We start from the raw sequence: 21,045 nt of genomic DNA, 5'->3' as shown, positions 1-21,045 counted from the left end.
AATTAAAGATAAGAAATTAATAATATGCGTGCATACTATTTTTTAGAGTATTGTCGTCTCTTTAATTTCTCTTTGTAGTAGGCTTTGTTAGCAATGTAGATGGTTTTTGAAACTTCGGCAAATACTTGATTTTTTGTATTTTCAAGTGTCATATTTTTTATTATTTCTAGTTCATTTTGGTTAACAAGTTGTTGTTTAATCGATTGTATTTCTTCAGCAGAAAAAACAAATTCTCCATAAATAGTTTCTTTCGCTGGCCGTTTGTAATTAATACTTGCTGCTTTATCCCAAACGACAAAGTCGTCTCCTAATATTTGAATGAGCTGAATCATGTAAATAGGGTCTGTTGCAGATAGCATACTGCCTCCAAAAATTGAACCAGCATAATTTCTGTTTTTCCAGTTAATAGGAATTCTAATTTTTACATAATGTAGGTCTTTACTAACCATAATTAGTCTTGCTGTAGTCCGTCTGTACATTGGCGACCAATTAAAGCCATATTTGTAGATTTGGCTTTCGCTAAAAAACCGCTTTAGAAATGTTACTAAAACTCTATACATTTACTAAAATAAAGATTGTTGTTTATAGGGGCTTTCATGCTGTATAAGCCATTGTTTTCTATGTAATCCTCCTGCATAGCCTGTTAAACTACCATCGCTACCTATTACTCTATGACAGGGTATTATAATCCAAAGTGGGTTTTTACCGTTTGCATTTGCAACAGCTCTAATAGCTTTAACATCTCCTAACTGTTTTGAGAGTGCTAAATACGATGTAGTTTTACCATACGGGATAGTTAGTAAAGCATTCCAAACACTATTTTGAAATGCTGTACCTTGTGGATTTAATTTTAAGCTGAATTCTTTGCGAGTTCCTTCGAAATATTCGTTAAGTTGAAAGACACAATCTTCTAAAGCTTCAGGAATGATATCAGAAACTTTTTCTTCGGTATTAAGTACAGAAACCGAAACTATACCATTTTCATCTCCTTTAATTTTTGTAATTCCTAGGGGCGAATTGATATAACAAGTTTCCATAATTAATATTATTCATTATTAGTTTCGTCTTCTAATATACCTAATTTTTTTGCTCTAATTTCCCAATTTTTTCTGGCTAACATTTGTAAGTTGGATACATTATCGCTTTCATCCATTATTTCTAAACCTAGTAGAGTTTCTATAACATCTTCCATGGTTACTAAGCCACTTACGGTACCATATTCATCTACAACTAAAGCCATGTGATTTCTAGTTTCAACTAATTGTTCAAATAGTTTAGGTATTGCTAAATCGCGATTAACAATAATTATTTGGCGAGTAATTTCTGATAGTTTTTTAGAGCCATTCCCTAAAGCCATTTCTTTAAAGATTTCATCTTTTAAAACAAGCCCTTTAATATTATCTACTGTTCCTGAAAATACTGGAATTCTAGAAAAACGAAGATTTATATTTTTATTAAAAAAATCCTCCACAGTGGTGGTCTCATTTTCTGTTTTCATTATTGTTCTAGGCGTCATTATATGTTTGGCAACAACATCTTTAAATGTTAATAGGTTTTTTATAACTGTGCTTTCACTTTCTAAAAATACACCTTCTTCTGCAGCCATATCGGTCATGGCATGAAAGTCTTCTCTGCTTAATACGCTTCCGTGGTGTCCTTTACCACCAATGAGTTTTGTGGTTAATTGTAAAATCCATAAAATACCAGTCCAACGTAAAGGAAAGATTAGAACTTTTAGTGCTTTTGTAGTAAAATTTGATAGTTTTTTCCAATATGTAGCACCGATAGTTTTTGGTATTATCTCTGACGCCACTAATATTAAAATAGTCATTATAGAAGAAACAACACCAACCATAAGGTCCTCAGTAAATGTAACTCCAAAAATAGATTGAGTTTGGCTGCCATATAATTCGGCATAAGCAACTTTAGCTTGCACACCTACCAAAATAGCGCCAACTGTATGGGCAATGGTATTTAAAGTTAAAATAGCAATAAGAGGCCTGTCTACATCTTTTTTTAAAGCTTCTAATTCATCAGCAAAGCCTTTACCTTCTTTCTTTTTTACATTAATATATGTTGGTGTTACACTTAATAAAACAGCTTCTAAAATAGAGCATAAAAAAGAAAAAAATATTGAAATAAAAGCGTAAAATATAAGTAAAGTCATTGAGTGATTTTGTTTCCGCTAATTTAATTAAAAAAACGATAGTTTTCTGTAAATTATAATGGCTTAGTTATTTCGCAGATTATAAATGATAATAGTTATAAAGAAACAGGGTTAGGTTTGGCAATAGATTAAAAATTGTTAAAGCTATTTGGAAGCAATATTCATTTATAAAGTGATTTGGGTAAAGGAGCAGAGTTTAGCTTTTTTCTAGATTTATTGGCTAGATAAAAACGTTGAAAAGAAAGGTGATGTCGCCTTAAATAGCTTTAACAATTATAGGGTTTTAGAGTTGTATGTTGAAATATTAGACTCAGGAATGAATGCTATTTTCTATAAACCTTATGACTGTTCTGAGTTTTTAAGTGTCATTGCTAACTATTTAAAAAATGAAGGACTTAATTAGTATATTCTATTAAGTTAGCAATGTCTTGCTGTGTTAATTGAGGAAAAAAGGTACAAGTAAACGTTGAATTTGTCCTGTTTAAAAGTTTAGTGGGCTTCCCTTGAATATATTTGTAGAGTGTTATAGAATCGTATTTTTCACTCAAATGCCTTAGTGCAGGCCCAGTCATTCTTTTATCTAATTTATGGCAGGCTGCACAATTAGTATTAAAAATACTTTTTCCTTTTATTGCGCTCTTATTAAGGTTAAATGCTGCTAAACTTTTAGTGCCACATATAAATTGAGGAGTTGGTGTGCCACATAACGCCCTTGTGTTTTCTTGTTTAATCACTAAAATAAATAAAGAAAAGCCTAAAGTAATTACTAAAGCACATAAAAGTAATACCGTTTTCATGCAATAAATTTACAATATTAATTGTGTTTTATAGTATAAAAAAGGTGCTAATATAATTTGTTATTTAATGTCTAGAAATACCCCAAAAGAAATAGAAGGCGCTGCATATATTATTCTACCATCTATTGCTCCTGTATAGTTAAAGGAAGCACCCCATTTTTTTGTAAAATAATAAGCAATTTCTCCTCCTAGACTAGTATACTCTACATTATTTGCAAAAATACTACCTTGGCTATTTTGTGCATTTAAACTTCCATTGTTTAAAGATTTAACAATGTCTAATCGCCCTATAAACCATAACTTTTTATTTAAAAAGTTAGAACCAATTTCTAACCCAGATCTAAACTCGTCAGAGAAGTTTTGAGTTCGATTATTGTACCCAATATAAGCTTTAGAGTAAAGTGCGGTTTCACCTAATTTAAATGGAGCACCAGCATTTATTAATACCATTTGGTTAAACTCTCCATCTCCTGTTTGGTAGCTACCATCACTACCTCCAGAATCGTTACCAGTTGGAAGTCCAAATTTTAAGGTTCCGGATAATGCAAATTTTCCAGTGTCTATAAAGCCATAAGTTAGTCCTAAATCTATATCTCCAATTGAGTTAAGGTCTTCTCCTACACCAATTGTTGCTCCAGAAGTTCCAGAAATTACATCGTTTTGGTATACTCTAGAGAAAAAAGGAACATAGGCAACAATGTCTAGTTTTTTAGTAAGCCCGTATTCTCCGTAAAAATTAATATTAAACTGTCCTCTAGTTATGTTAGGATCTGTGTCTCCGGTATCTGTATAGTGTTGGTCTGACTCCAAATACCATGCAGATAATTTATAATACCCTTTTCCTTTTTCTTTTGTCCATTGTGAAAATGCTGGTTTAGAACATAAACAGACTAAGAATACTAATAAAGTAAGTTGTTTTGAATTCATTATTAAAAATTATTAATCGTTAATTGTTCCTATTCCTACTTTTACTCCAAATGGTTCGCACCAGTAAAGCAAATAAGTGTAATCGTTAATACCAACATTATCTATTGCGTAAGTATGTGCGCCATTAAAAACGGTTACAGGTCCTAAAGACAATGCCCCATTAATAGAGTTTGGGTTATTTGTTAAGTATAAATATAAGCCAGGAAGATTTGTAGAGGCTTGATAATTACTTTGTACAGAAAGTAAAAGATTATCTGTGTTTTCAACTTCTCCTATTGTAAAATCTCCTGTTAAAGTATAACTGCTTGTTGTGGCTATAACTCCTGTTTTTACAATTGGCTCTTGGGTAACAGTATCCATTGTAATCGTTACCGAGGTATTGGTTTCCGTTACTGTTCCATTGCTAGAAGTTACAGTGGCATTAACTATTGTTTCTCCTTCTGTAATTCCTGTAAGTAAACCGTTGGATGTTACGGAAGCAATAGATTCATTTAAAACAGACCATGTAACTGTAGCTTCTTCTTCTTGACCAATATTGTTAAAATATCTAGCATTGTATTGGTGCGTTTCAGAAACGGCAATACTTTGTATAGGATTTAAAATTCTTAATTCGGGATCGATTTCATCATTTATAATATCTTCTCCAATACAATTGTAAAATGTAAAGGCTAGAAGTGTAATAAATAGAATGCTTATGTTTTTCATATCTAGAGCGGTTTTTCTAGAAGTCGCATACTTATTTAATTACTTACATGATATATGAATAAGATCTTTATATAATTATGATAATAATTTAACAACATCCTTAGCAAAATAACTAGCAATAATATCTGCTCCTGCTCGTTTTATGGCAGTAATTTGCTCTAGCATTACAGCATCGTGATCTAACCATCCTTTTTCGGCAGCAGCCTTTAACATAGCGTATTCTCCACTTACTTGATACACTGCAACTGGTACATCTACCTCGTTTTTAATCTCTCTAACAATGTCTAAATAGCACAGTCCAGGTTTTACCATAACAATATCTGCGCCTTCGTCTATATCCATTTCGGTTTCTCTAATGGCTTCAAAACGATTAGCATAATCCATTTGATAGGTTTTTTTGTCTTTTGGAATATCTTTTACATCTGCTGGAGCAGAATCTAAAGCATCACGAAATGGCCCATAAAACGCAGAAGCATATTTGGCCGAGTAGCTCATAATTCCTGTATCTGTGTAGCCTTCGTCTTCTAAGGTTTCTCTAATGGCTAAAATACGCCCATCCATCATGTCGCTAGGTGCTACAAAATTAGCGCCAGCTTCGGCATGAGATAAACTCATCTCTGCCAAAACTTCTACTGTATCGTCATTTATAACTTTTCCATTTTCTATAATACCATCATGTCCAAATGAAGAGTATGGGTCTAAAGCAACATCTGTCATTACTAACATGTCTGGGCAAACTGTTTTTACTGTTTTAATGGCACGTTGCATAATGCCGTTAGGGTTTAAGGCTTCTGTGCCTTTATTGTCCTTTAAGTTATCGGGTACTTTTACAAATAATAAAACCGATTTTAACCCTAGTTTCCATAGTTTTCTTACTTCGTTTTCTAGTAGGTCTAAACTAAAACGATAGTAGTTAGGCATAGAGGCAATTTCTTCTTTTATACCTTTACCTTCTACTATAAATAATGGCACTAAAAAATCGTTGGGAGATATTATAGTCTCACGAACTAAACCTCTTATAGCTTCACTTGTTCTTAGTCTTCTGTTTCTTCTTATTGGGTACATAACTTAAATTTTATATAAATAACAATTCAGATTTTTAGAATTCGTTACTTTTAGCAAAGTTAACTATTAAAATAATTTATGTATTGGGTTCATCACTAGAAAAACTAAACTTTATTTACACATGGAGAACGTATCAATCTAGAGTTTTAAATAATTTTGAAAAATACATAGAGGATAATCACTTTCATATTATAGCACCTCCAGGATCTGGTAAAACAATATTAGGAATAGAGCTTGTAAAAAGAATAAACAAGAAAACCCTTATCCTAAGCCCAACGCTAGCAATTAGAAACCAATGGGAAAGTAGATTACAGCAGTTTTTTACTAAAGATAAAAGTTTTGAATCGGTTTCTTTTAATATTAACGAACCAGCTACAATTACATTTATAACTTACCAATCATTACATGCATTTTATAAAACATTTGAAACTGATGAGTGTTACTACACTTATTTTAAAACTAAAGGTATTGATGTTTTTGTTTTAGATGAAGCACACCATTTAAAAAATGCTTGGTGGCAGTGTTTAATGATTTTAAAAAACAATATTCCTATTATAAATGTTGCTTTAACTGCTACGCCTCCTTATGATAGTGAGCAAGCAGAAATTTCGAAATATTTTGCACTCTGTGGTGAGATTGATGAAGAGATTTCTGTTCCAGAATTAGTTAGAGCAACAGATTTATGTCCGCATCAAGACTATGTGTATTTGTCTAAACCAGAGCAGTTAGAGATAGACTTTATTTACGATTTTAGACAAAAATCGGCCAGTTTTGTTGAGGCATTAATTAAAGATGACGTGTTTATTACATTTATTAAAAATCATCGCTTTTATACAGATACAGTTAATTATTTAGATGAATTATATGGTAATACAGCATATTTTTCGTCTATTTTAATTTTTTTGAATGCTACAGGATTTAAAATATCTAGAGAGAAATTAACTATTTTAGGCTTTTCTAAAACAGAAACTATAGATTTTCCAGAGTTGTCTTTAGAATGGTTAACAGTACTATTGCAAAATCTATTAGTTACAGATAGAGAACAGCTTTATAAAGATAAAGATTACCTATCCTCATTAAGTAAAAACTTAAAAAAGCTTCACTTGTTTGATAGTAAGACTGTGAATTTTACAGGGCAACACCACATTTACAGGTCTTTAACGAATAGTGTAAGTAAATTAAAAAGTATTGAAACTATTGTAAACTTTGAATACGCTCATTTAAAAAATCAATTACGTTGTGTTATATTAACTGATTATATTAGAAAAGAGTTTTTAAAAACAACACCAAACACGTTTTCAGAGATTAATAAAATTGGGGTTATTCCTATTTTTCATTTTATAAAGCAATCTTTTCCCGAAACACCAAGTATTGCTGTTTTAACAGGAAGTATTGTTATTATACACAATTCTATTTTAGAGACATTTAAAAGTTATGCAGAAGCACACTCATTTTCTTTCTCTGCACTAGATTCTAATTTTTTAAGTGTTTCTGGGTCTCAAAACAATCAAAAAGCTATAATTAGTATCATCACACGTTTATTTGAAGCTGGAATTATAAAAGTACTTATAGGCACTAAGTCGTTGTTGGGAGAAGGTTGGGATGCGCCTTCTATTAATAGTTTAGTGCTCGCTTCTTTTGTAGGTTCTTTTGTATCATCAAATCAAATGCGAGGACGAGCTATTCGCAAACAGCAAGATAAACCACATAAAACAGGTAATATTTGGCATTTAGCTTGTATAGATCCAAGTGTAGACACTGGAGGGCACGATGTAGACATTTTAAGAAGACGTTTTGAAACCTTTTTAGGGGTATCTAATAACGATTATCCTTTTATTGAAAATGGAATGGAGCGTATAGAGTTTCCAGATTATATTTATGGAGAAACGTTAGATGTTTTAAATACAAACACATTAAAGTTGGCGTCTAACCGTAATTTAATAACCCAAAAATGGCAAAGTGCTATTGGGAATGGGATGAAATTGGGTAAGAAAATACGATTTAACTACTTAGATGACATTCCCTTTAAGGCTAAAAAGAAAGCCTACTTTCTAGATATTGTAAAATTTGTTTTTCTAGAATTAACTTTTTCTATATCATTATTTTTTCTTGAGTTTATTGCAAGTAATATTCAAGTTGTTATTAATAAAGGACTTTTGTTTTTTATATACATTTTGCTGGCTTCATTAATAGCCTCTTTTGGAGTAAAACTATATAAGGCAGTAAAACTTTATATAAAATATGGATTTTTATATAAAGAAATACACAAATTTGGAGATGCTATTTTAGCAACGCTTAATACGCTTAACTATTTAACCTCTTCTATTGAAATATTACATGTGGAATCGTATTTAGAGAATGATGGTGCTATTTTTTGCGGATTGGTAGGAGGAACCCAATTAGAAGAAACCCAATTTAATAATGCATTAAGCGATTTGTTAGCACCAATAGAATCGCCACGTTATTTAATAATTAAAAAAAGTTGGTTTAAAAAAGCTTTAGATATTGAAAAATTTTACCCAGTTCCTGAGATATTTGGAGATAAAAAGAAAAAGGCTCTTGCTTTTCAGAAACATTGGAATGCTTTTGTAGGAGACTCTAAATTGGTTTATACACGACAAACTGAAGGTAGAAAACTATTGTTAAAAGCAAGACTGCATCATATAAGTACGTCATTTATAAAAACAACAAGAGCGGTGACTATATGGAAATAAATTATTAAACACAGATGTTTTTTTAATGAGTACAAGAAATCAAGGCATATAAATTAGTTTAACCTTACTCCAAATTACGAATAAATTTCTCGACATTAATATCAACATCGTCTTCTCCCTGTTGGTCAAATGGGTTTTCTAGGTGCGATTGTATATTGTCTAATGCAACTAAAATAACACTAAATAAAATAGGTACTGCATATTGTAAGCCATAGTTGTAACTGGTTACATTCTCGGCAAAATGAGGGCCATATATTATGGGCAAAACTACTATAAATATATCGCTATAAGTACGTAGTGTTCTTGGTGTTCTGTATTGATAAATATGTTTAATGCGCTCAAAAGAAATCATCATTTTACTTAAAAACTGGTTAGATCTGGAGGCTTCCCCAGAAGGGAGTCCATGACTGCGCATATCTTTTATAAATAAAGACAGTTTTCTAAAGCTATTGTAAACTTCTTTTTCATTTTGTTCTAACTCGTCTACAGAGTGTGTAAAAATGAGTTTACAAGAATTCATTAAATCTGCTAAATGTATTTTTAATTCTTCTTTTAATTCTTTAGGGGGATTTTCTAACCAATCTGATACTGCAAAATATAATGAGCGACCATGCGCTTTAATAGAGCCATATTCATCTAAAGCTACTTCACGACGCTTATATGCTCCTCCTATAGAAAATACTATTGGAAATACAATTGCAGTGCTTATTAGTGTTAAAGGGAAATTTGCTTTTATATGAAAATGCAAACAAAATGCAGTAGAGGCAATGGATAAAGATGTAATAATTAGCGTTTTCCAATTTATAATTAAGCCTGTTCGTTTAATAAGTTTTAACATGTTTGTTTTTAGGGGTTATTGGTTACTTAATCCTAAATATTTCCATTGCTCATTGTCTTTTATAAAAGCAGATTTTTCGTGGATAACATCTACTTTTCCGTTTTCATAGAAAAAAGCGTTAAACGTTACTGTGCCTTCTGTGTCTTGTGGTTTGCCTTTTGAGGTTTCTAAAACTTCTAACTTTATCCACTGTACAGATTTTGCCCATTTTACAATGGCCTTTTTTTCTTTTACAGGTCTTGTAGAAACATGGTGCGTTTTCATTAAATAATCGCCATTAGCCAAAACAAAAGCACTATATCTAGAGCGCATTAATTGTTCTGCTGTTGCAGTACGTCCGTTGTTTTTATGAGCAATTTCGCAACAATTAGTGTATGCTTTTTGGCTTCCACAGTAGCAGTTCATAGTTTTAAATGATGATTATGATTAAACCCATTCTATTGGATTTTGTAAAATGGTTATTAAACGTTCCTCTTCACTACCTGTTTCTGGATGATGGTCATAAACCCATTGTACATGGGGTGGTAAACTCATTAATATACTTTCTATTCTTCCATTCGTTTTTAAACCGAAAAGGGTGCCTTTGTCATGCACTAAATTAAATTCTACATAGCGACCACGACGTATTTCCTGCCATTTACGATGTGCTTTAGTATATTCTAGTCCTTTTCTTTTTTCCATAATTGGTGCGTATGCCTCTAAAAAACTGTCTCCAACTTCAGTAACAAAATTATACCATTGTTCCATAGTCTTTGTTTCTGATGCTTTACAGTAATCGAAAAATAAGCCACCAACACCACGACCTTCATTTCTATGGGAATTATAAAAGTATTCGTCGCAACGCGCTTTATATTTTGGATAAAACTCTGGATTATGCTTATCGCAAGCTGTTTTACAGGTTTCATGAAAATGCTTAGCATCTTCATCGAACAAGTAGTATGGCGTTAAATCTTGTCCGCCGCCAAACCAACTATCTACCATTTCTCCTTTTTGATTATACATTTCAAAATAACGCCAATTGGCATGTACTGTAGGAACCATTGGGTTTTTTGGATGTATTACTAGGCTTAAACCACAGGCAAAAAAGTTTGCATCTTCTACGCCAAAGTACTTTTGCATAGTTTCTGGTAACTTACCGTGTACACCAGAAATGTTTACACCTCCTTTTTCTATAACATTTCCGTTTTCTATTACTCGTGTTCTGCCTCCGCCACCTTCAGCACGCTCCCAAATATCTTCTTTAAATTTTGCTTTACCATCTATGGTTTCAAATTTTGAAGTAATGCGATCTTGTAGTTCATGTATGTAGTTAAAGAATTTATCTTTCATTTTAAGTTTTTTTATTTTGAGAGACTTATCTGGTTTTTAAAACCTGACAGGTCTTCTACCTTATTTATATTTTTCGTAAAGTTCCATATCTATAGGTGATTCACCCACAGGCGTATATTCGTTTATTAATGTTTTTACCCATTTAAAGTTGTTATTTAAAGCCACTTTTACACTTGGTACATTGTCTTTGTGTGCTATAATTTGAAGTGTCTTTAAATCGAGGTCTGTAAAAGCATATTCCGAAAGTACTTTAATTGCTTTACTCATCAATTGTTTACCTCCGCATTTTACATCTATACAATAGGCAAATTCTCCTTGTTTAGTATTCCAATCGAGTTCTTTTATATACACTAAACCAACTACACTATTTGTTGCTATTTCTTTTATTGTAAATAGAAACTCTGTTTTAGAATTAAAACTATTAGTTTTAGATTTTACAAAGTCTTCCGAAAGTGCTTCGGTAGTGTTTTTTTCTAATGTTTTTGGGAAATAACGTTGGAAGCGTTCAGCATTGCTAACCATAAGTAGATGAATACTTTTAGCATCTTCTAAAGTAATCTTATCAATGTAAAAGCCATTAAAACGTGCTATCATTTAGTTACTACTTGTTTTTGTTTGCTTACAATGCGTTCGTTATCTGCTTTTAATAATTCTACTGCTTTTGTGGTTGCAGCTGTTACAGAGAGTGGTAAAACAATAATAATTCCTATAAGGGGTATTAGTAAAAACAGCATAAATATAATACCATTTCCTATAGCTACTCCACGGTGTCGTCTAACAAATTTTACACTTTCGTTATATTTAAAATGACGTTCTAAAGTATAATCTAAGTTACCAAAACCAGCATAATAAGCTTGCATTAAAAATAGTAATATGGTTGCAAATATGCCAATAACAGGAATAAAACTGAGTATTAAAATAGGAATAGTTAGTAAGAGTTCTTTAGATAGGTTTCTTACATTAATTCTAATGCCTCTCCATAACTGTTCTTTAAAGGAAGTAATTCTATGCTCATGTTTTTGCACTCCTGTTAAATGCGTTTCAATTTTTTCGGAAACAGGACTCATAAACGGTGCAGATAACGCCATAACAATATGTTTATAAAGTATAAAACCAATAACAACTATTGTTAGTCCTCCTAGAAAACTAGAAATAGAAGTAAAGGTTTCTTTTCCGGTTTCCCATGGCCATATTTTAGCTATAAATCCTCCAATATTATCAGATAATCCATAGGCGGTAATAGCTACAATAGAAAAGGTAATAATGCTTATAATTACAGGGACAAGAAAATACTTCCAAAGTTTTAGTTTGGAGATAAGAGCAAATGTTCCTGAATAGGCTTTTATTCCTGAAAATATGTTTTTTATCATCTTATTCTATTTTGATTGTGAATGCTTAAAAGACGTAAAAACCTATTTTATGTTACATAATTATACCTTAAAAAAAGGTGTAATTTATTTGTGTTTTTTGGCGAAATTCGTCAATTTGAGTGCATTTATATGATTGAAAATGAGTGGAATTTATATCGAGAATAAGAATTTATTTTAAAAATAAGTTCTTGATACAATTTTTTCGTGCCTCAAAATCACTCGAACTGACGTTAAATCTTCATTTTAAACTTAAAAATATAAAATGGATTTACGCTTTATATTCTTTTACAGCATCTATAAACGCCTTTGCATTATCTAATGGAATGTTTGGTAAAATTCCATGACCAAGGTTAACAATATATTTGTCTTTACCAAATTCGTTAATCATTTGGTGTACCATTTTCTTAATTTCTGCTGGTGGCGAAAATAAACGTGTAGGATCAAAATTACCTTGTAATGTAATATTTCCTCCTGTTAAATAACGCGCATTTTGTGCAGAACATGTCCAATCTACTCCTAATGCAGAAGCTCCAGATTTAGACATTTCGTTAAGTGCGAACCAACAGCCTTTTCCAAAAGCAATTACGGGTGCATGGTCTTTTAAAGCATCTATTATTTGTTGAATATATTTCCAAGAAAACTCTTGATAATCTACAGGGGATAGCATGCCTCCCCAAGAATCGAATACTTGTACAGCATTAACACCAGCTTTTACTTTTTCTTTTAAGTAAGCAATAGTAGTGTCTGTAATTTTTTGCAGTAATTGATGAGCCGCCACAGGATTTGTAAAACAGAATTCTTTGGCTTTGTCAAAGTTTTTACTGCCTTGTCCTTGTACGCAGTAACATAAAATAGTCCATGGTGAACCAGCAAAACCTATTAATGGAATTTCATTATTAAGCTTCTCTTTAGTTGCTTTTATAGCTTGGTAAACATAGTCTAATGCTTCAGTTACGTCTGGAACGATAACATTGTCGACATCTTTTTGAGAACGTACAGGGTTTGGTAGATAAGGTCCAAAATTAGGTTTCATCTGTACCTCGATATTCATGGCTTGCGGAATCACTAAAATATCGCTAAATAAAATAGCAGCATCCATACCGTAACGGCGAATAGGTTGCACAGTAATTTCACTAGCTAATTCTGGTGTTTGACAACGTGTAAAGAAATCGTACTTTGCTTTAATTTCCATAAACTCTGGAAGGTATCGCCCAGCTTGACGCATCATCCATACTGGTGGACGCTCTACAGTTTCTCCTTTTAATGCTCTTAAAAATAAATCGTTCTTTATCATTTCTGGCTCTTGGCTTTTAGCTCTTTAGTTAAATTCTAAAATAAAATTTTCTCTTTGAAGCTCTTTAGGGTGCTCCATACCTTTTTCATAATGTTCAGTCGCAAAGACTACGTAGATGTCTTTTTCAATGTTTTCTATTGGAAAATTATATTCGTCTTCTTTATATTTTCTTTCGTCTCTTTTGTCTAAATCAAATATATTTTCAACAGTCATTTCAGCATTAATAATACCATTTTTAACAGTTACTGTGTCATCAAATCTATGCCATTTATTTTCTTTTTTATAAAACCAAACTGATTGATAACTTCCGTCTCCAACATAGATGTCTTTATTCTCATTAAACTTATCTTCATTACCTGTTTTTATCGAAACAAAACGGCAATCTTTAAAAAAAGAGGAGTCATTACATTCAAAGATATTTTTGTCGGTTGGATAATCGTAATAGTATTTATCCCAAGAGTTTGAAACAAAAACATGATTAGTTTTGTATAACGTTATTTTAAACTTGAAAGGTACTTTTTTAAGTTTAACTTTATTGTCTTTAATCTTTATAATTTTATTATTTTGAATAAATTCTATTTTAAAATATTTTTCACTGTAAGAAGTTGTATTCATTAATAGAAATGAAAATAATATAACTCCCAAATACATTAGTTTGTTGTAAGTTGTTTTTTTCATTAGTTATACATAGTGTTTATTAACTAACTCAATAACACTCTCTACAGTTGGTAGCTTAGCAACTCTAACATCTTTAAAATGTTTTTTTGCTTCTTTTGCAGTGGTATCTCCAATACAAAAAGCAATCATACCATCTTTAACATTATTTTCCTGCTTATAACTTTTTACAGTAGATGGGCTATAAAACATAACGCCTTCTACTGTTTCATCAATTTTTAAAGCATCCAATTTTGTTTGGTAAGCTTCTATTTCGTTAACTTTTATATTATTTTCAGTAAGGATTGTAGGTAATTCGTCTAACCTTATATCGCTACAGAAATAAGTAACTTCGTTGCCTTCTATATACTCAACCAAATGGTCTGCAAGCGCTTTTGCATTTTTTGCGGTATGTGTTACTGGGCCTATTCTGTTTTCTATTAAACGTTTTGTTCGGCGCCCAACACAATAAATGTTTTTAAACTGTAATTCTATTGCCGAGTAGTTTGTAATTAAAGACTCTACAGCATTTTTGCTTGTAATTACAACATTTTTAATTTCATTTTTTAAATGGCGCGGGTGTATTCTGTTAATGTTTATTTTTATAAAGTCTGAGCTTTCTGCTACTACTTTTTCGTTAAATAATAAACGCTGATCTTCAGTAAATGTCTTTGTAGAATATACATTAGTCTTTCGGTGCGAATTTTTAATGTTATCCATTAAGCGTTTCCCACCTTTTTCTATAATATAATCGGCACTAAATTCTGCTAAATCACTATGTTCACCTAGTTTTTTGCTTCTTTTTATTTCAATCTTTTTGGTGCCATCTGGACTTAAAAGAATCCCGTGAAAGTGAATTTCTTCATCTTTTATAAAGGCCAAAGCGCCAATTGGAGCTGTACAACCACCTTCTAATCTATTTAAAAAGGTGCGTTCTATTGTCGTGCAAATTTCTGTTTCTTCATGATTAACTTCTTTACAGATGGCTAGAGTGTCTTCATCTTCTCCTAGTGCAGTAATCATTATAGTACCTTGCCCAGGTGCTGGAACCATCCAATCTAAATTAATAGCTTCTTCTGGTCTTAGGTTTAATCTGCCTAATCCTGCTGCTGCAAATATGGCTCCATTCCACGTTTCGCTATCCTCAACTTTTTGTAAACGCGTGTTGACGTTACCTCTAATATCTTCAATTTTATGGGTAGGATAACGGTTTAACCATTGTGCACGACGACGTAAACTACTGGTTGCAATAATACCTTCTCTAGAACTTAAAAACTCTTCGTTGTCTTTGTAAACAAGGGTGTCTCTTACATTACCACGTTTTATAACTGCGGCTTGTACTATACCTTTTGGTAATACTGTAGGGACATCTTTAAGCGAATGTACAGCAATATCAATGTCTCCATTAAGCATGGCTATGTCTAGAGTTCTGGTAAAAATGCCTGTTATTCCTAGTTCGTAAAGTGGTTTGTCTAATACAATATCTCCTGTAGATTTTACGGGAACTAATGTTGTTTTATGACCTAAGTGTTCTAATTGACTTTGTACTATTTTGGCTTGCCATAACGCTAACTCACTGTCGCGAGTACCAATTCTAATTGTTTTAGACATTTTGTGATTGTTCTAACTGAAACACTTTTTTTATTAGCTCAAGACTATCATTAGTAGAAATGTTGTCTTCTCTTAAATGATGAGCAAAGTGATTGGTTATTTTTTGGATGATATTATTACTTATTAATTCTGCTTGTTCTTCATTAAAATTAGATATTTTTTTGCGTTGCGTATCTAATTCGGCAGCTTTAAAGTCTAATAATTTATGTTTTAGAGCTTTAATTGTTGGTGCAAATTTGCGTGTTTCTAGCCAACTATTAAATTCTGTTTTTATGTCTTCGATTATGCTTTCTGCAAGAGGAATGTGTGCTTTTCTGTTTTCTAATGTTTCATCGGTAATTTGCGATAAATCGTCTAAATGTATTAGAGTTACATTGTCTAATTCTGAAACATTTGCATTTACATTTTTGGGAATAGATAAATCTAATATTAATAACTCTTTTTGAGATTGAATTAAATATTTATCTATTGTTGGATTTTGTGCGCCAGTTGCAACTATTAAAACATCTGAAGCATTTATCTCTTCTTGTAAATCGGAATAGTCTTTAACTACTAAGTTAAATTTTCCAGCAATAGCCTCTGCTTTATTTTTTGTTCTGTTTATTAAAGTAATATGCTCATTCTTGGTGTGTTTTACCAAGTTTTCGCAAGTATTTCTTCCTATTTTTCCAGTTCCGAAAAGTAAAATATTTTTATCTGAAACGCCTTTCACGTTTTTTAAAATATACTGTACAGATGCAAAAGAAACAGATGTTGCTCCTGAAGAAATTTCCGTTTCATTTTTTATACGCTTACTTGCTTGTATAACAGAGTTTAATAAACGTTCTATGAAGGAGTTTAATAAATTAAATTTTCTAGATAATTTCGCACTTTTTTTAAGTTGACTAATAATTTCAAAATCTCCTAAAATTTGACTATCTAACCCAGAGCCTACACGAAATAAATGATTTATTGCTTCTTTACCTTTATAGATATATGCTACTTTTTGAAACTCTTCTACAGTACCTTTAGTATTATCGCAGAGTAATTGAATCAATTGAAAAGGGTGCTCTGCAAAGCCATAAATTTCTGTTCTATTGCAAGTTGAAGTTACAATTAAGCTTTCTATAGTGTTGCTTTTTGCTTGCTTAAGTAAATTAAGCTTAGCAGTTTCATCTAAACTAAAATGACCTCTTATCTCTGCATCAGCTTTTTTGTAGCTTAATCCAATAGCGTAGAAATATGTCGTTTTATTATGCTGCATTTAGTCGTTACTGTGCTTTTTTATTGCATGCACAAAAATAGAGGTAGTGATTAAAAAAAAATAACGCTAGAAGAACTTTTAGTGTCGCTATGTGGGTTTTATACCCTATTTATAGTAAAAACAGGTATTTATACCTATTTTTGTAGTCATAGCAATGCTTTTAGCGTTTTAGTTTAGAATGAATCTAAATAAATAGGCTCACAAATATGGAAAATAGTAATTTAAAAAATGTCGCTACAGGTTCTTTTAATGAAACAAAAGTAGATGAAGGCGTTTATGTGTTAACTTATAAAAATGAAACAGATAGCTCTCAAACAGTTGTAAGAGAAATAGATAGTAGTTTTATTCAGTTTCATTTTTGTATTAAGGGGGATAGTAAATTTAAATTTAATAATGGTAGATATGCTTTAGACGTGTTAGAGGAACATTCGTTATTATTATATAATCCGCAGCGTGATTTGCCTATAAACTTAGAAGCAAGAACAAATACTTGGTTAATTTCGATACTTATATCTATTAAAAAGTTTCATGGATTATTTTCACAAGAGGCAGATTATATTACGTTTTTAAGTGAGGATAACAAGGATAAAAAATATTATAAAGATGGTAATATTTCGCCCTCTATGGCTATTGTTTTAAATCAATTAATTAACTACAATTTAAATCAGTCTATTAAGAATCTTTACTTTAAAGGAAAAGCATACGAATTGTTAAGTCTGTACTTTAACAGAGGTGAAGATGCAGATATTGAACAATGTCCATTTTTAGTAGATGAGACTAATGTTATAAAAATTAGAAAGGCTAAAGATATTGTAATTAACAGAATGGCAGAGCCACCAACTTTAACAGCGTTAGCAGATGAAATAGGGTTAAGCCTTAAGAAGCTAAAAGAAGGGTTTAAACAAATTTATGGAGACTCTGTATTTAGTTTTTTATTTGATTATAAAATGGAATTTGCTAGAAAATTGTTAGAATCTGGTGAGCATAATGTTAACGAAGTTGGACTAAAAGTGGGTTATAGTACTTCTAGTCATTTTATTGCTGCATTTAAAAAGAAATATGGAATTACTCCTAAAAAGTATATTCAGTCTGTAATATAGTTTAAAGCTTTGTGTTAATACGCTTTCTAGTTTTATATTTTATTAGCTCTAAAACGTCTTCTATTAAATCTTCATCTTTGTCGGTTTCTCCTATTTTATTTCCTCTGTACTCAGACTTATAATATCTTTTAGTTGCAATGTCATTTGAGTTTTTTGGAGTTAAAAAGGCTACATAATACAATCTGTTATACTCTCCATAGTCGGTAACTTTGTGTAGTTTATAAAAATATACAGACCCTTGTTTGCCGTTATCTGTTTTAAATGTTTTTTCTGTTAAAAACGTAATGGAGTCTTTGTCGCCTTCTAGTTCTTCATTATCAAATAAATAAGATTTAGCGTATTTTTCTTGATCTATGTTTTGCTTTAAGTACTTTGGCTTTAGTCCTTTTTTATAAAGCATTCTAACTAATAAGGCTTGGTTTTTATAGTTATGTAGTGTTTTTTCTTTAAGTTTATTTGGTATAGTTTCGTTAGCTTCTTCTAGTAATACGTAATACGTTGTTAAAGCATAAGCATCCTTAACATCTAATAATTTATTAAAGAACTCTTTTGCTAATTGTTCTTTTCTATGCGGAAAAATAAGCTTTACATATATATCTAATGCACTATAATTGTAATCGTTGTCTTTACTTAAATTACGCTTTACCTCTATTTTACCATCATTTATAATTTGCTTTTTATAACGTTTGTAAATTTTTGGTTTTACCAATCCACTATCTTTTAATTTAGCCAGTAAATTATATATAGGCTCTTTGTATTCTCTTATACTTGAGTATTCTAAAAGTTCTGGGTATAACTCTTTTTTTAATTCTAAAGAGTCCCTGTAAGTTCTAAATAACGGTTTTATTGCATAAGCCTCTATAGGTAAATCTTTGCTTAGTAATTTTATAAAATGACTCTGTGCGGTTTTGTTTTTACGACTTAAAATCGCTTTTAAAATATCGGTTTGTGTTTGCGGATCTGAATACGAATCTATATACATTGTTTTTAAAAACGGAATAACTTTTGGGTTTTTTAACTTACCCAATTGTGCTATTAAGTCGCTTTTAATATGTGCTTTGTTTTCTGGAAATGTATAGGTTTTTAAAAGATTAATAATTTTATTGGCATGTTTATTCTTAAACTTTATCATGCCATTTGTGTTTAATACTATACTATCGTCGTTTTTTAAAGCCGTAAAAAAACGATCTGTTTTATCGCTAAAGATGGATGTTCCTAAAAGGGTATCTTTGGGTGTAAAGCTATTATAGAAATTGGTTATAAATGCAGATGGCTTGGCTATTGAATCTGCAAGGGATTTAATCTCGAAAAGCACTCCTTTTTTTAATATGTTTTTTACAGAAACAACTTTAGCACTTAAAGAATCTTTGTATTTAAAGCTATATGTGTAACTATTGTTATTAGAACCTTTTTTTCTATGAGTAATAATGGGCTGAAAATCTTCGGAACTTACTTTTAAATTAGTATCTATTTCATTCCATAAACTATCAATGTTATGATACATTTTTAAGTCATGAAACTTTGTTCTGCTTACATATATTTGTTCATTTGCTTTAGAGAAGTATATGGTTTTTTTATTTTGTCTATCGTAAGGTTTTTGATGCTCTGTATTGTAATTATTGTAAGGGGCGGTAATAGGTTTTGTATTTGTTAATACAGAAAAATGTAGAGATGTATCTGTATGTTTTTCAAAACCATCATAAAGAGTGTTTTTAAAAGTAAAGGACTTAAAGAATGTTTCGGCATTGTTACTTTTTTCTCCAACATAACCTAAAAGGTAATAACTACCATCTTTTACAATGCTTTTTAAGTGAATACTTCTATTAGATGTAGAATCTATTTTGGCAACCGCTTTATAGCTTTTATAATTTGTTTCTGTAAAACCAGCAGAACTAATATTTAAATCCAAATCTTCAAGATATTTTTCTACACTATACTTGGCTTCAAAAGCATCTTCTTCTATGTAATTAATGTCTGGTACTACAGATTCTTTAACAAAATAATAGTCATTATTAATAACACCTTGCATGAGTTTGTTTCCAGCATTATAGAGGTTGTCAGAATTATTAAATGCAGGTAGTAAAACTTCGTATTTGTTAAATGGAGATGTAATTAGTTCTTGTCTTGCAGAGCGTTCTTTAAACTTTACAGAGCTAAAAATATCTTTTTCATAATTTAACACATAGTCTTTTGGGCCAGCTAATTTTATAATAATAAGCTCTAAAGGTGTTTTATAAATATGATATTTTTGAAAATCCCCTTTTTTAGTTTTGTTTAATATACTTATACCAGGAAACGGCGTTTTTATTTTTTCTTTAGAGACAATATCTCCCGGTATATCTTCAAACAAGAAATTGTCTAACCTATCTAAAGAAATGGTTTTGTCGTTTGGTAAATATTCGAAAGTATTAAATCTGCTTATTGCTAAATAAGCACCATTAGTCATATCTGGAGCTATAATAAACTTTTGGCCACCATAATAAAACTCTTTAAGCTCTGTAAAGCTTTTTAAACTTATAAAGCCATCTGGAGTAGTATACATTTTTAAACTTGGTATAGCTACAAAATTTTCTAATGCTTGTTTTGTTTCTTTCCCTTTTTTCGTTCTTTTAGATAATAAAGGTTTTACAGTATACCCTTTTTCTCTTAGTAAATTTAGCATGCCTTTTTTTCCAGGTAAATGTGCAGCGCCAACACCTGCGAACACAGATTTTTTTCTAGATACAGAATCTAAAACAGTAACCATATTACTATTTCTTTTATATAGCATGTGCTCTCTAAAAAACTCGGTATTAGAGGCGTTTCCTATAGAGTCTAAACGGTCAAGATTACGCTCTCTATAGGTGTTTTCTTGTAATAAATAAGGATTCTCTTTTTCGTATAACTCGGCAAGCCAAGGATCTAATTTTTTCTTGTAAGCATTTTTACTTGCTTTAGAGGTTAAATATTGCGCTTCTTCTAAATCTTCAAGGCTAATAATAGGTTTATTTTTCTTTTTACCAGCTTGGTATATAAACATGTCTAAATAGGTTTCTTCTTCAAAATTATCTAGATTAGACTGCTTACGATATAAATAACCATTAATCATATTATTATCAGAACGAATAATACGTCTTATCATTAACTCCTTTGGAGGCTCCATTTTAAAAAGCGCACTGTAAAAAGAATTATCATAACCACTAGAAAAATTTTGAGGAATTAAGGAAAGCGTTTCGTAATTATGTTCTAACC

At 31.0% G+C, this 21,045-nt stretch carries 19 protein-coding genes; 2 read left to right on the top strand and 17 right to left on the bottom strand.

What is annotated here, in order from left to right; genetic code table 11:
- Positions 1-35 precede the first annotated feature (35 nt).
- From ACVC2P_RS14145 to hemB, 7 genes are all read right to left on the bottom strand, one after another.
- The gene (locus ACVC2P_RS14145; protein WP_452599103.1) at positions 36-479 is read right to left on the bottom strand and encodes a DUF4442 domain-containing protein; all 444 of its coding nucleotides are present in this window, start codon (positions 477-479) and stop codon (positions 36-38) included.
- Between the two features lie 84 nt (positions 480-563).
- A complete protein-coding gene (locus ACVC2P_RS14140; protein ID WP_452599102.1) occupies positions 564-1,037 on the bottom strand; it encodes a methylated-DNA--[protein]-cysteine S-methyltransferase in 474 nt (157 codons plus the stop codon).
- A gap of 8 nt (positions 1,038-1,045) precedes the next feature.
- A complete protein-coding gene (locus ACVC2P_RS14135; RefSeq protein WP_452599101.1) occupies positions 1,046-2,167 on the bottom strand; it encodes a CNNM domain-containing protein in 1,122 nt (373 codons plus the stop codon).
- Positions 2,168-2,562: 395 nt separating this feature from the next.
- A complete protein-coding gene (locus tag ACVC2P_RS14130) occupies positions 2,563-2,964 on the bottom strand; it encodes a c-type cytochrome (protein ID WP_452599100.1) in 402 nt (133 codons plus the stop codon).
- Positions 2,965-3,024: 60 nt separating this feature from the next.
- Positions 3,025-3,891, bottom strand: a complete 867-nt coding sequence (locus tag ACVC2P_RS14125) for a hypothetical protein (RefSeq protein ID WP_452599099.1) — start codon at positions 3,889-3,891, stop codon at positions 3,025-3,027.
- 12 nt (positions 3,892-3,903) lie between these two features.
- Positions 3,904-4,596 carry an Ig-like domain-containing protein gene (locus ACVC2P_RS14120; protein ID WP_452599098.1) on the bottom strand — a complete coding sequence of 231 codons (693 nt, stop codon included), beginning with the start codon at positions 4,594-4,596 and terminating at the stop codon, positions 3,904-3,906.
- 75 nt (positions 4,597-4,671) lie between these two features.
- Positions 4,672-5,661 (bottom strand): porphobilinogen synthase, encoded by a 990-nt coding sequence (hemB, locus tag ACVC2P_RS14115; protein ID WP_452599097.1) that lies wholly within the window; start codon positions 5,659-5,661, stop codon positions 4,672-4,674.
- A gap of 83 nt (positions 5,662-5,744) precedes the next feature.
- Here hemB and ACVC2P_RS14110 point away from each other — a divergent pair, with 83 nt between their 5' ends.
- Positions 5,745-8,375, top strand: coding sequence for a DEAD/DEAH box helicase family protein (locus ACVC2P_RS14110; RefSeq protein WP_452599096.1), 2,631 nt, complete (start codon positions 5,745-5,747; stop codon positions 8,373-8,375).
- A 64-nt stretch (positions 8,376-8,439) separates the two neighbouring features.
- On the opposite strand, the gene ACVC2P_RS14105 is transcribed toward ACVC2P_RS14110, so the two are convergent.
- The 9 genes from ACVC2P_RS14105 to hemA form a co-directional block, all read right to left on the bottom strand.
- Positions 8,440-9,213, bottom strand: a complete 774-nt coding sequence (locus tag ACVC2P_RS14105) for a hypothetical protein (protein ID WP_452599095.1) — start codon at positions 9,211-9,213, stop codon at positions 8,440-8,442.
- A 15-nt stretch (positions 9,214-9,228) separates the two neighbouring features.
- The gene (locus ACVC2P_RS14100; protein WP_452599094.1) at positions 9,229-9,618 is read right to left on the bottom strand and encodes a YchJ family protein; all 390 of its coding nucleotides are present in this window, start codon (positions 9,616-9,618) and stop codon (positions 9,229-9,231) included.
- Positions 9,619-9,639: 21 nt separating this feature from the next.
- Positions 9,640-10,542 carry an oxygen-dependent coproporphyrinogen oxidase gene (gene hemF / locus ACVC2P_RS14095; protein ID WP_452599093.1) on the bottom strand — a complete coding sequence of 301 codons (903 nt, stop codon included), beginning with the start codon at positions 10,540-10,542 and terminating at the stop codon, positions 9,640-9,642.
- A 60-nt stretch (positions 10,543-10,602) separates the two neighbouring features.
- Entirely contained in the window at positions 10,603-11,136 is a 534-nt protein-coding gene (locus ACVC2P_RS14090; RefSeq protein WP_452599092.1) for a GNAT family N-acetyltransferase, read from the bottom strand.
- Positions 11,133-11,912 (bottom strand): EI24 domain-containing protein, encoded by a 780-nt coding sequence (locus ACVC2P_RS14085; protein WP_452599091.1) that lies wholly within the window; start codon positions 11,910-11,912, stop codon positions 11,133-11,135. The genes ACVC2P_RS14090 and ACVC2P_RS14085 overlap by 4 nt, the downstream gene beginning before the upstream one ends.
- A 268-nt stretch (positions 11,913-12,180) precedes the next feature.
- Positions 12,181-13,206, bottom strand: coding sequence for a uroporphyrinogen decarboxylase (gene hemE / locus ACVC2P_RS14080; RefSeq protein WP_452599090.1), 1,026 nt, complete (start codon positions 13,204-13,206; stop codon positions 12,181-12,183).
- 24 nt (positions 13,207-13,230) lie between these two features.
- Complete coding sequence (locus ACVC2P_RS14075) at positions 13,231-13,884, bottom strand: hypothetical protein (RefSeq protein WP_452599089.1); 654 nt, start codon at positions 13,882-13,884, stop codon at positions 13,231-13,233.
- A gap of 3 nt (positions 13,885-13,887) precedes the next feature.
- Positions 13,888-15,471 (bottom strand): hydroxymethylbilane synthase, encoded by a 1,584-nt coding sequence (gene hemC, locus ACVC2P_RS14070; RefSeq protein WP_452599088.1) that lies wholly within the window; start codon positions 15,469-15,471, stop codon positions 13,888-13,890.
- The gene (hemA, locus tag ACVC2P_RS14065) at positions 15,464-16,714 is read right to left on the bottom strand and encodes a glutamyl-tRNA reductase (RefSeq protein ID WP_452599087.1); all 1,251 of its coding nucleotides are present in this window, start codon (positions 16,712-16,714) and stop codon (positions 15,464-15,466) included. The genes hemC and hemA overlap by 8 nt, the downstream gene beginning before the upstream one ends.
- Positions 16,715-16,920: 206 nt before the next feature.
- Here hemA and ACVC2P_RS14060 point away from each other — a divergent pair, with 206 nt between their 5' ends.
- Positions 16,921-17,814, top strand: a complete 894-nt coding sequence (locus tag ACVC2P_RS14060) for a helix-turn-helix transcriptional regulator (RefSeq protein ID WP_452599086.1) — start codon at positions 16,921-16,923, stop codon at positions 17,812-17,814.
- 1 nt (position 17,815) lies between these two features.
- Here ACVC2P_RS14060 and ACVC2P_RS14055 read toward each other — a convergent pair.
- A partial coding sequence (locus ACVC2P_RS14055; RefSeq protein WP_452599085.1) for a TraB/GumN family protein occupies positions 17,816-21,045 on the bottom strand: 3,230 nt, incomplete at its 5' end.

The sequence above is a fragment of the Pontimicrobium sp. MEBiC01747 genome (genome assembly GCF_053601635.1).
Note: the sequence above shows the minus strand (reverse complement) of the source record. Positions and strands in the feature narration are given on the sequence as shown.

Bases quoted from the DNA above. Each gene is read 5' to 3' on its own strand.
- hemF (WP_452599093.1), bottom strand. From the start codon at position 10,542: ATGAAAGATAAATTCTTTAACTACATACATGAACTACAAGATCGCATT.
- hemA (WP_452599087.1), bottom strand. From the start codon at position 16,714: ATGCAGCATAATAAAACGACATATTTCTACGCTATTGGATTAAGCTAC.
- ACVC2P_RS14130 (WP_452599100.1), bottom strand. From the start codon at position 2,964: ATGAAAACGGTATTACTTTTATGTGCTTTAGTAATTACTTTAGGCTTT.
- hemB (WP_452599097.1), bottom strand. From the start codon at position 5,661: ATGTACCCAATAAGAAGAAACAGAAGACTAAGAACAAGTGAAGCTATA.
- ACVC2P_RS14100 (WP_452599094.1), bottom strand. From the start codon at position 9,618: ATGAACTGCTACTGTGGAAGCCAAAAAGCATACACTAATTGTTGCGAA.
- ACVC2P_RS14090 (WP_452599092.1), bottom strand. From the start codon at position 11,136: ATGATAGCACGTTTTAATGGCTTTTACATTGATAAGATTACTTTAGAA.
- ACVC2P_RS14140 (WP_452599102.1), bottom strand. From the start codon at position 1,037: ATGGAAACTTGTTATATCAATTCGCCCCTAGGAATTACAAAAATTAAA.
- hemE (WP_452599090.1), bottom strand. From the start codon at position 13,206: ATGATAAAGAACGATTTATTTTTAAGAGCATTAAAAGGAGAAACTGTA.
- ACVC2P_RS14075 (WP_452599089.1), bottom strand. From the start codon at position 13,884: ATGAAAAAAACAACTTACAACAAACTAATGTATTTGGGAGTTATATTA.
- hemC (WP_452599088.1), bottom strand. From the start codon at position 15,471: ATGTCTAAAACAATTAGAATTGGTACTCGCGACAGTGAGTTAGCGTTA.
- ACVC2P_RS14060 (WP_452599086.1), top strand. From the start codon at position 16,921: ATGGAAAATAGTAATTTAAAAAATGTCGCTACAGGTTCTTTTAATGAA.
- ACVC2P_RS14085 (WP_452599091.1), bottom strand. From the start codon at position 11,912: ATGATAAAAAACATATTTTCAGGAATAAAAGCCTATTCAGGAACATTT.
- ACVC2P_RS14120 (WP_452599098.1), bottom strand. From the start codon at position 4,596: ATGAAAAACATAAGCATTCTATTTATTACACTTCTAGCCTTTACATTT.
- ACVC2P_RS14135 (WP_452599101.1), bottom strand. From the start codon at position 2,167: ATGACTTTACTTATATTTTACGCTTTTATTTCAATATTTTTTTCTTTT.
- ACVC2P_RS14105 (WP_452599095.1), bottom strand. From the start codon at position 9,213: ATGTTAAAACTTATTAAACGAACAGGCTTAATTATAAATTGGAAAACG.
- ACVC2P_RS14145 (WP_452599103.1), bottom strand. From the start codon at position 479: ATGTACAGACGGACTACAGCAAGACTAATTATGGTTAGTAAAGACCTA.
- ACVC2P_RS14125 (WP_452599099.1), bottom strand. From the start codon at position 3,891: ATGAATTCAAAACAACTTACTTTATTAGTATTCTTAGTCTGTTTATGT.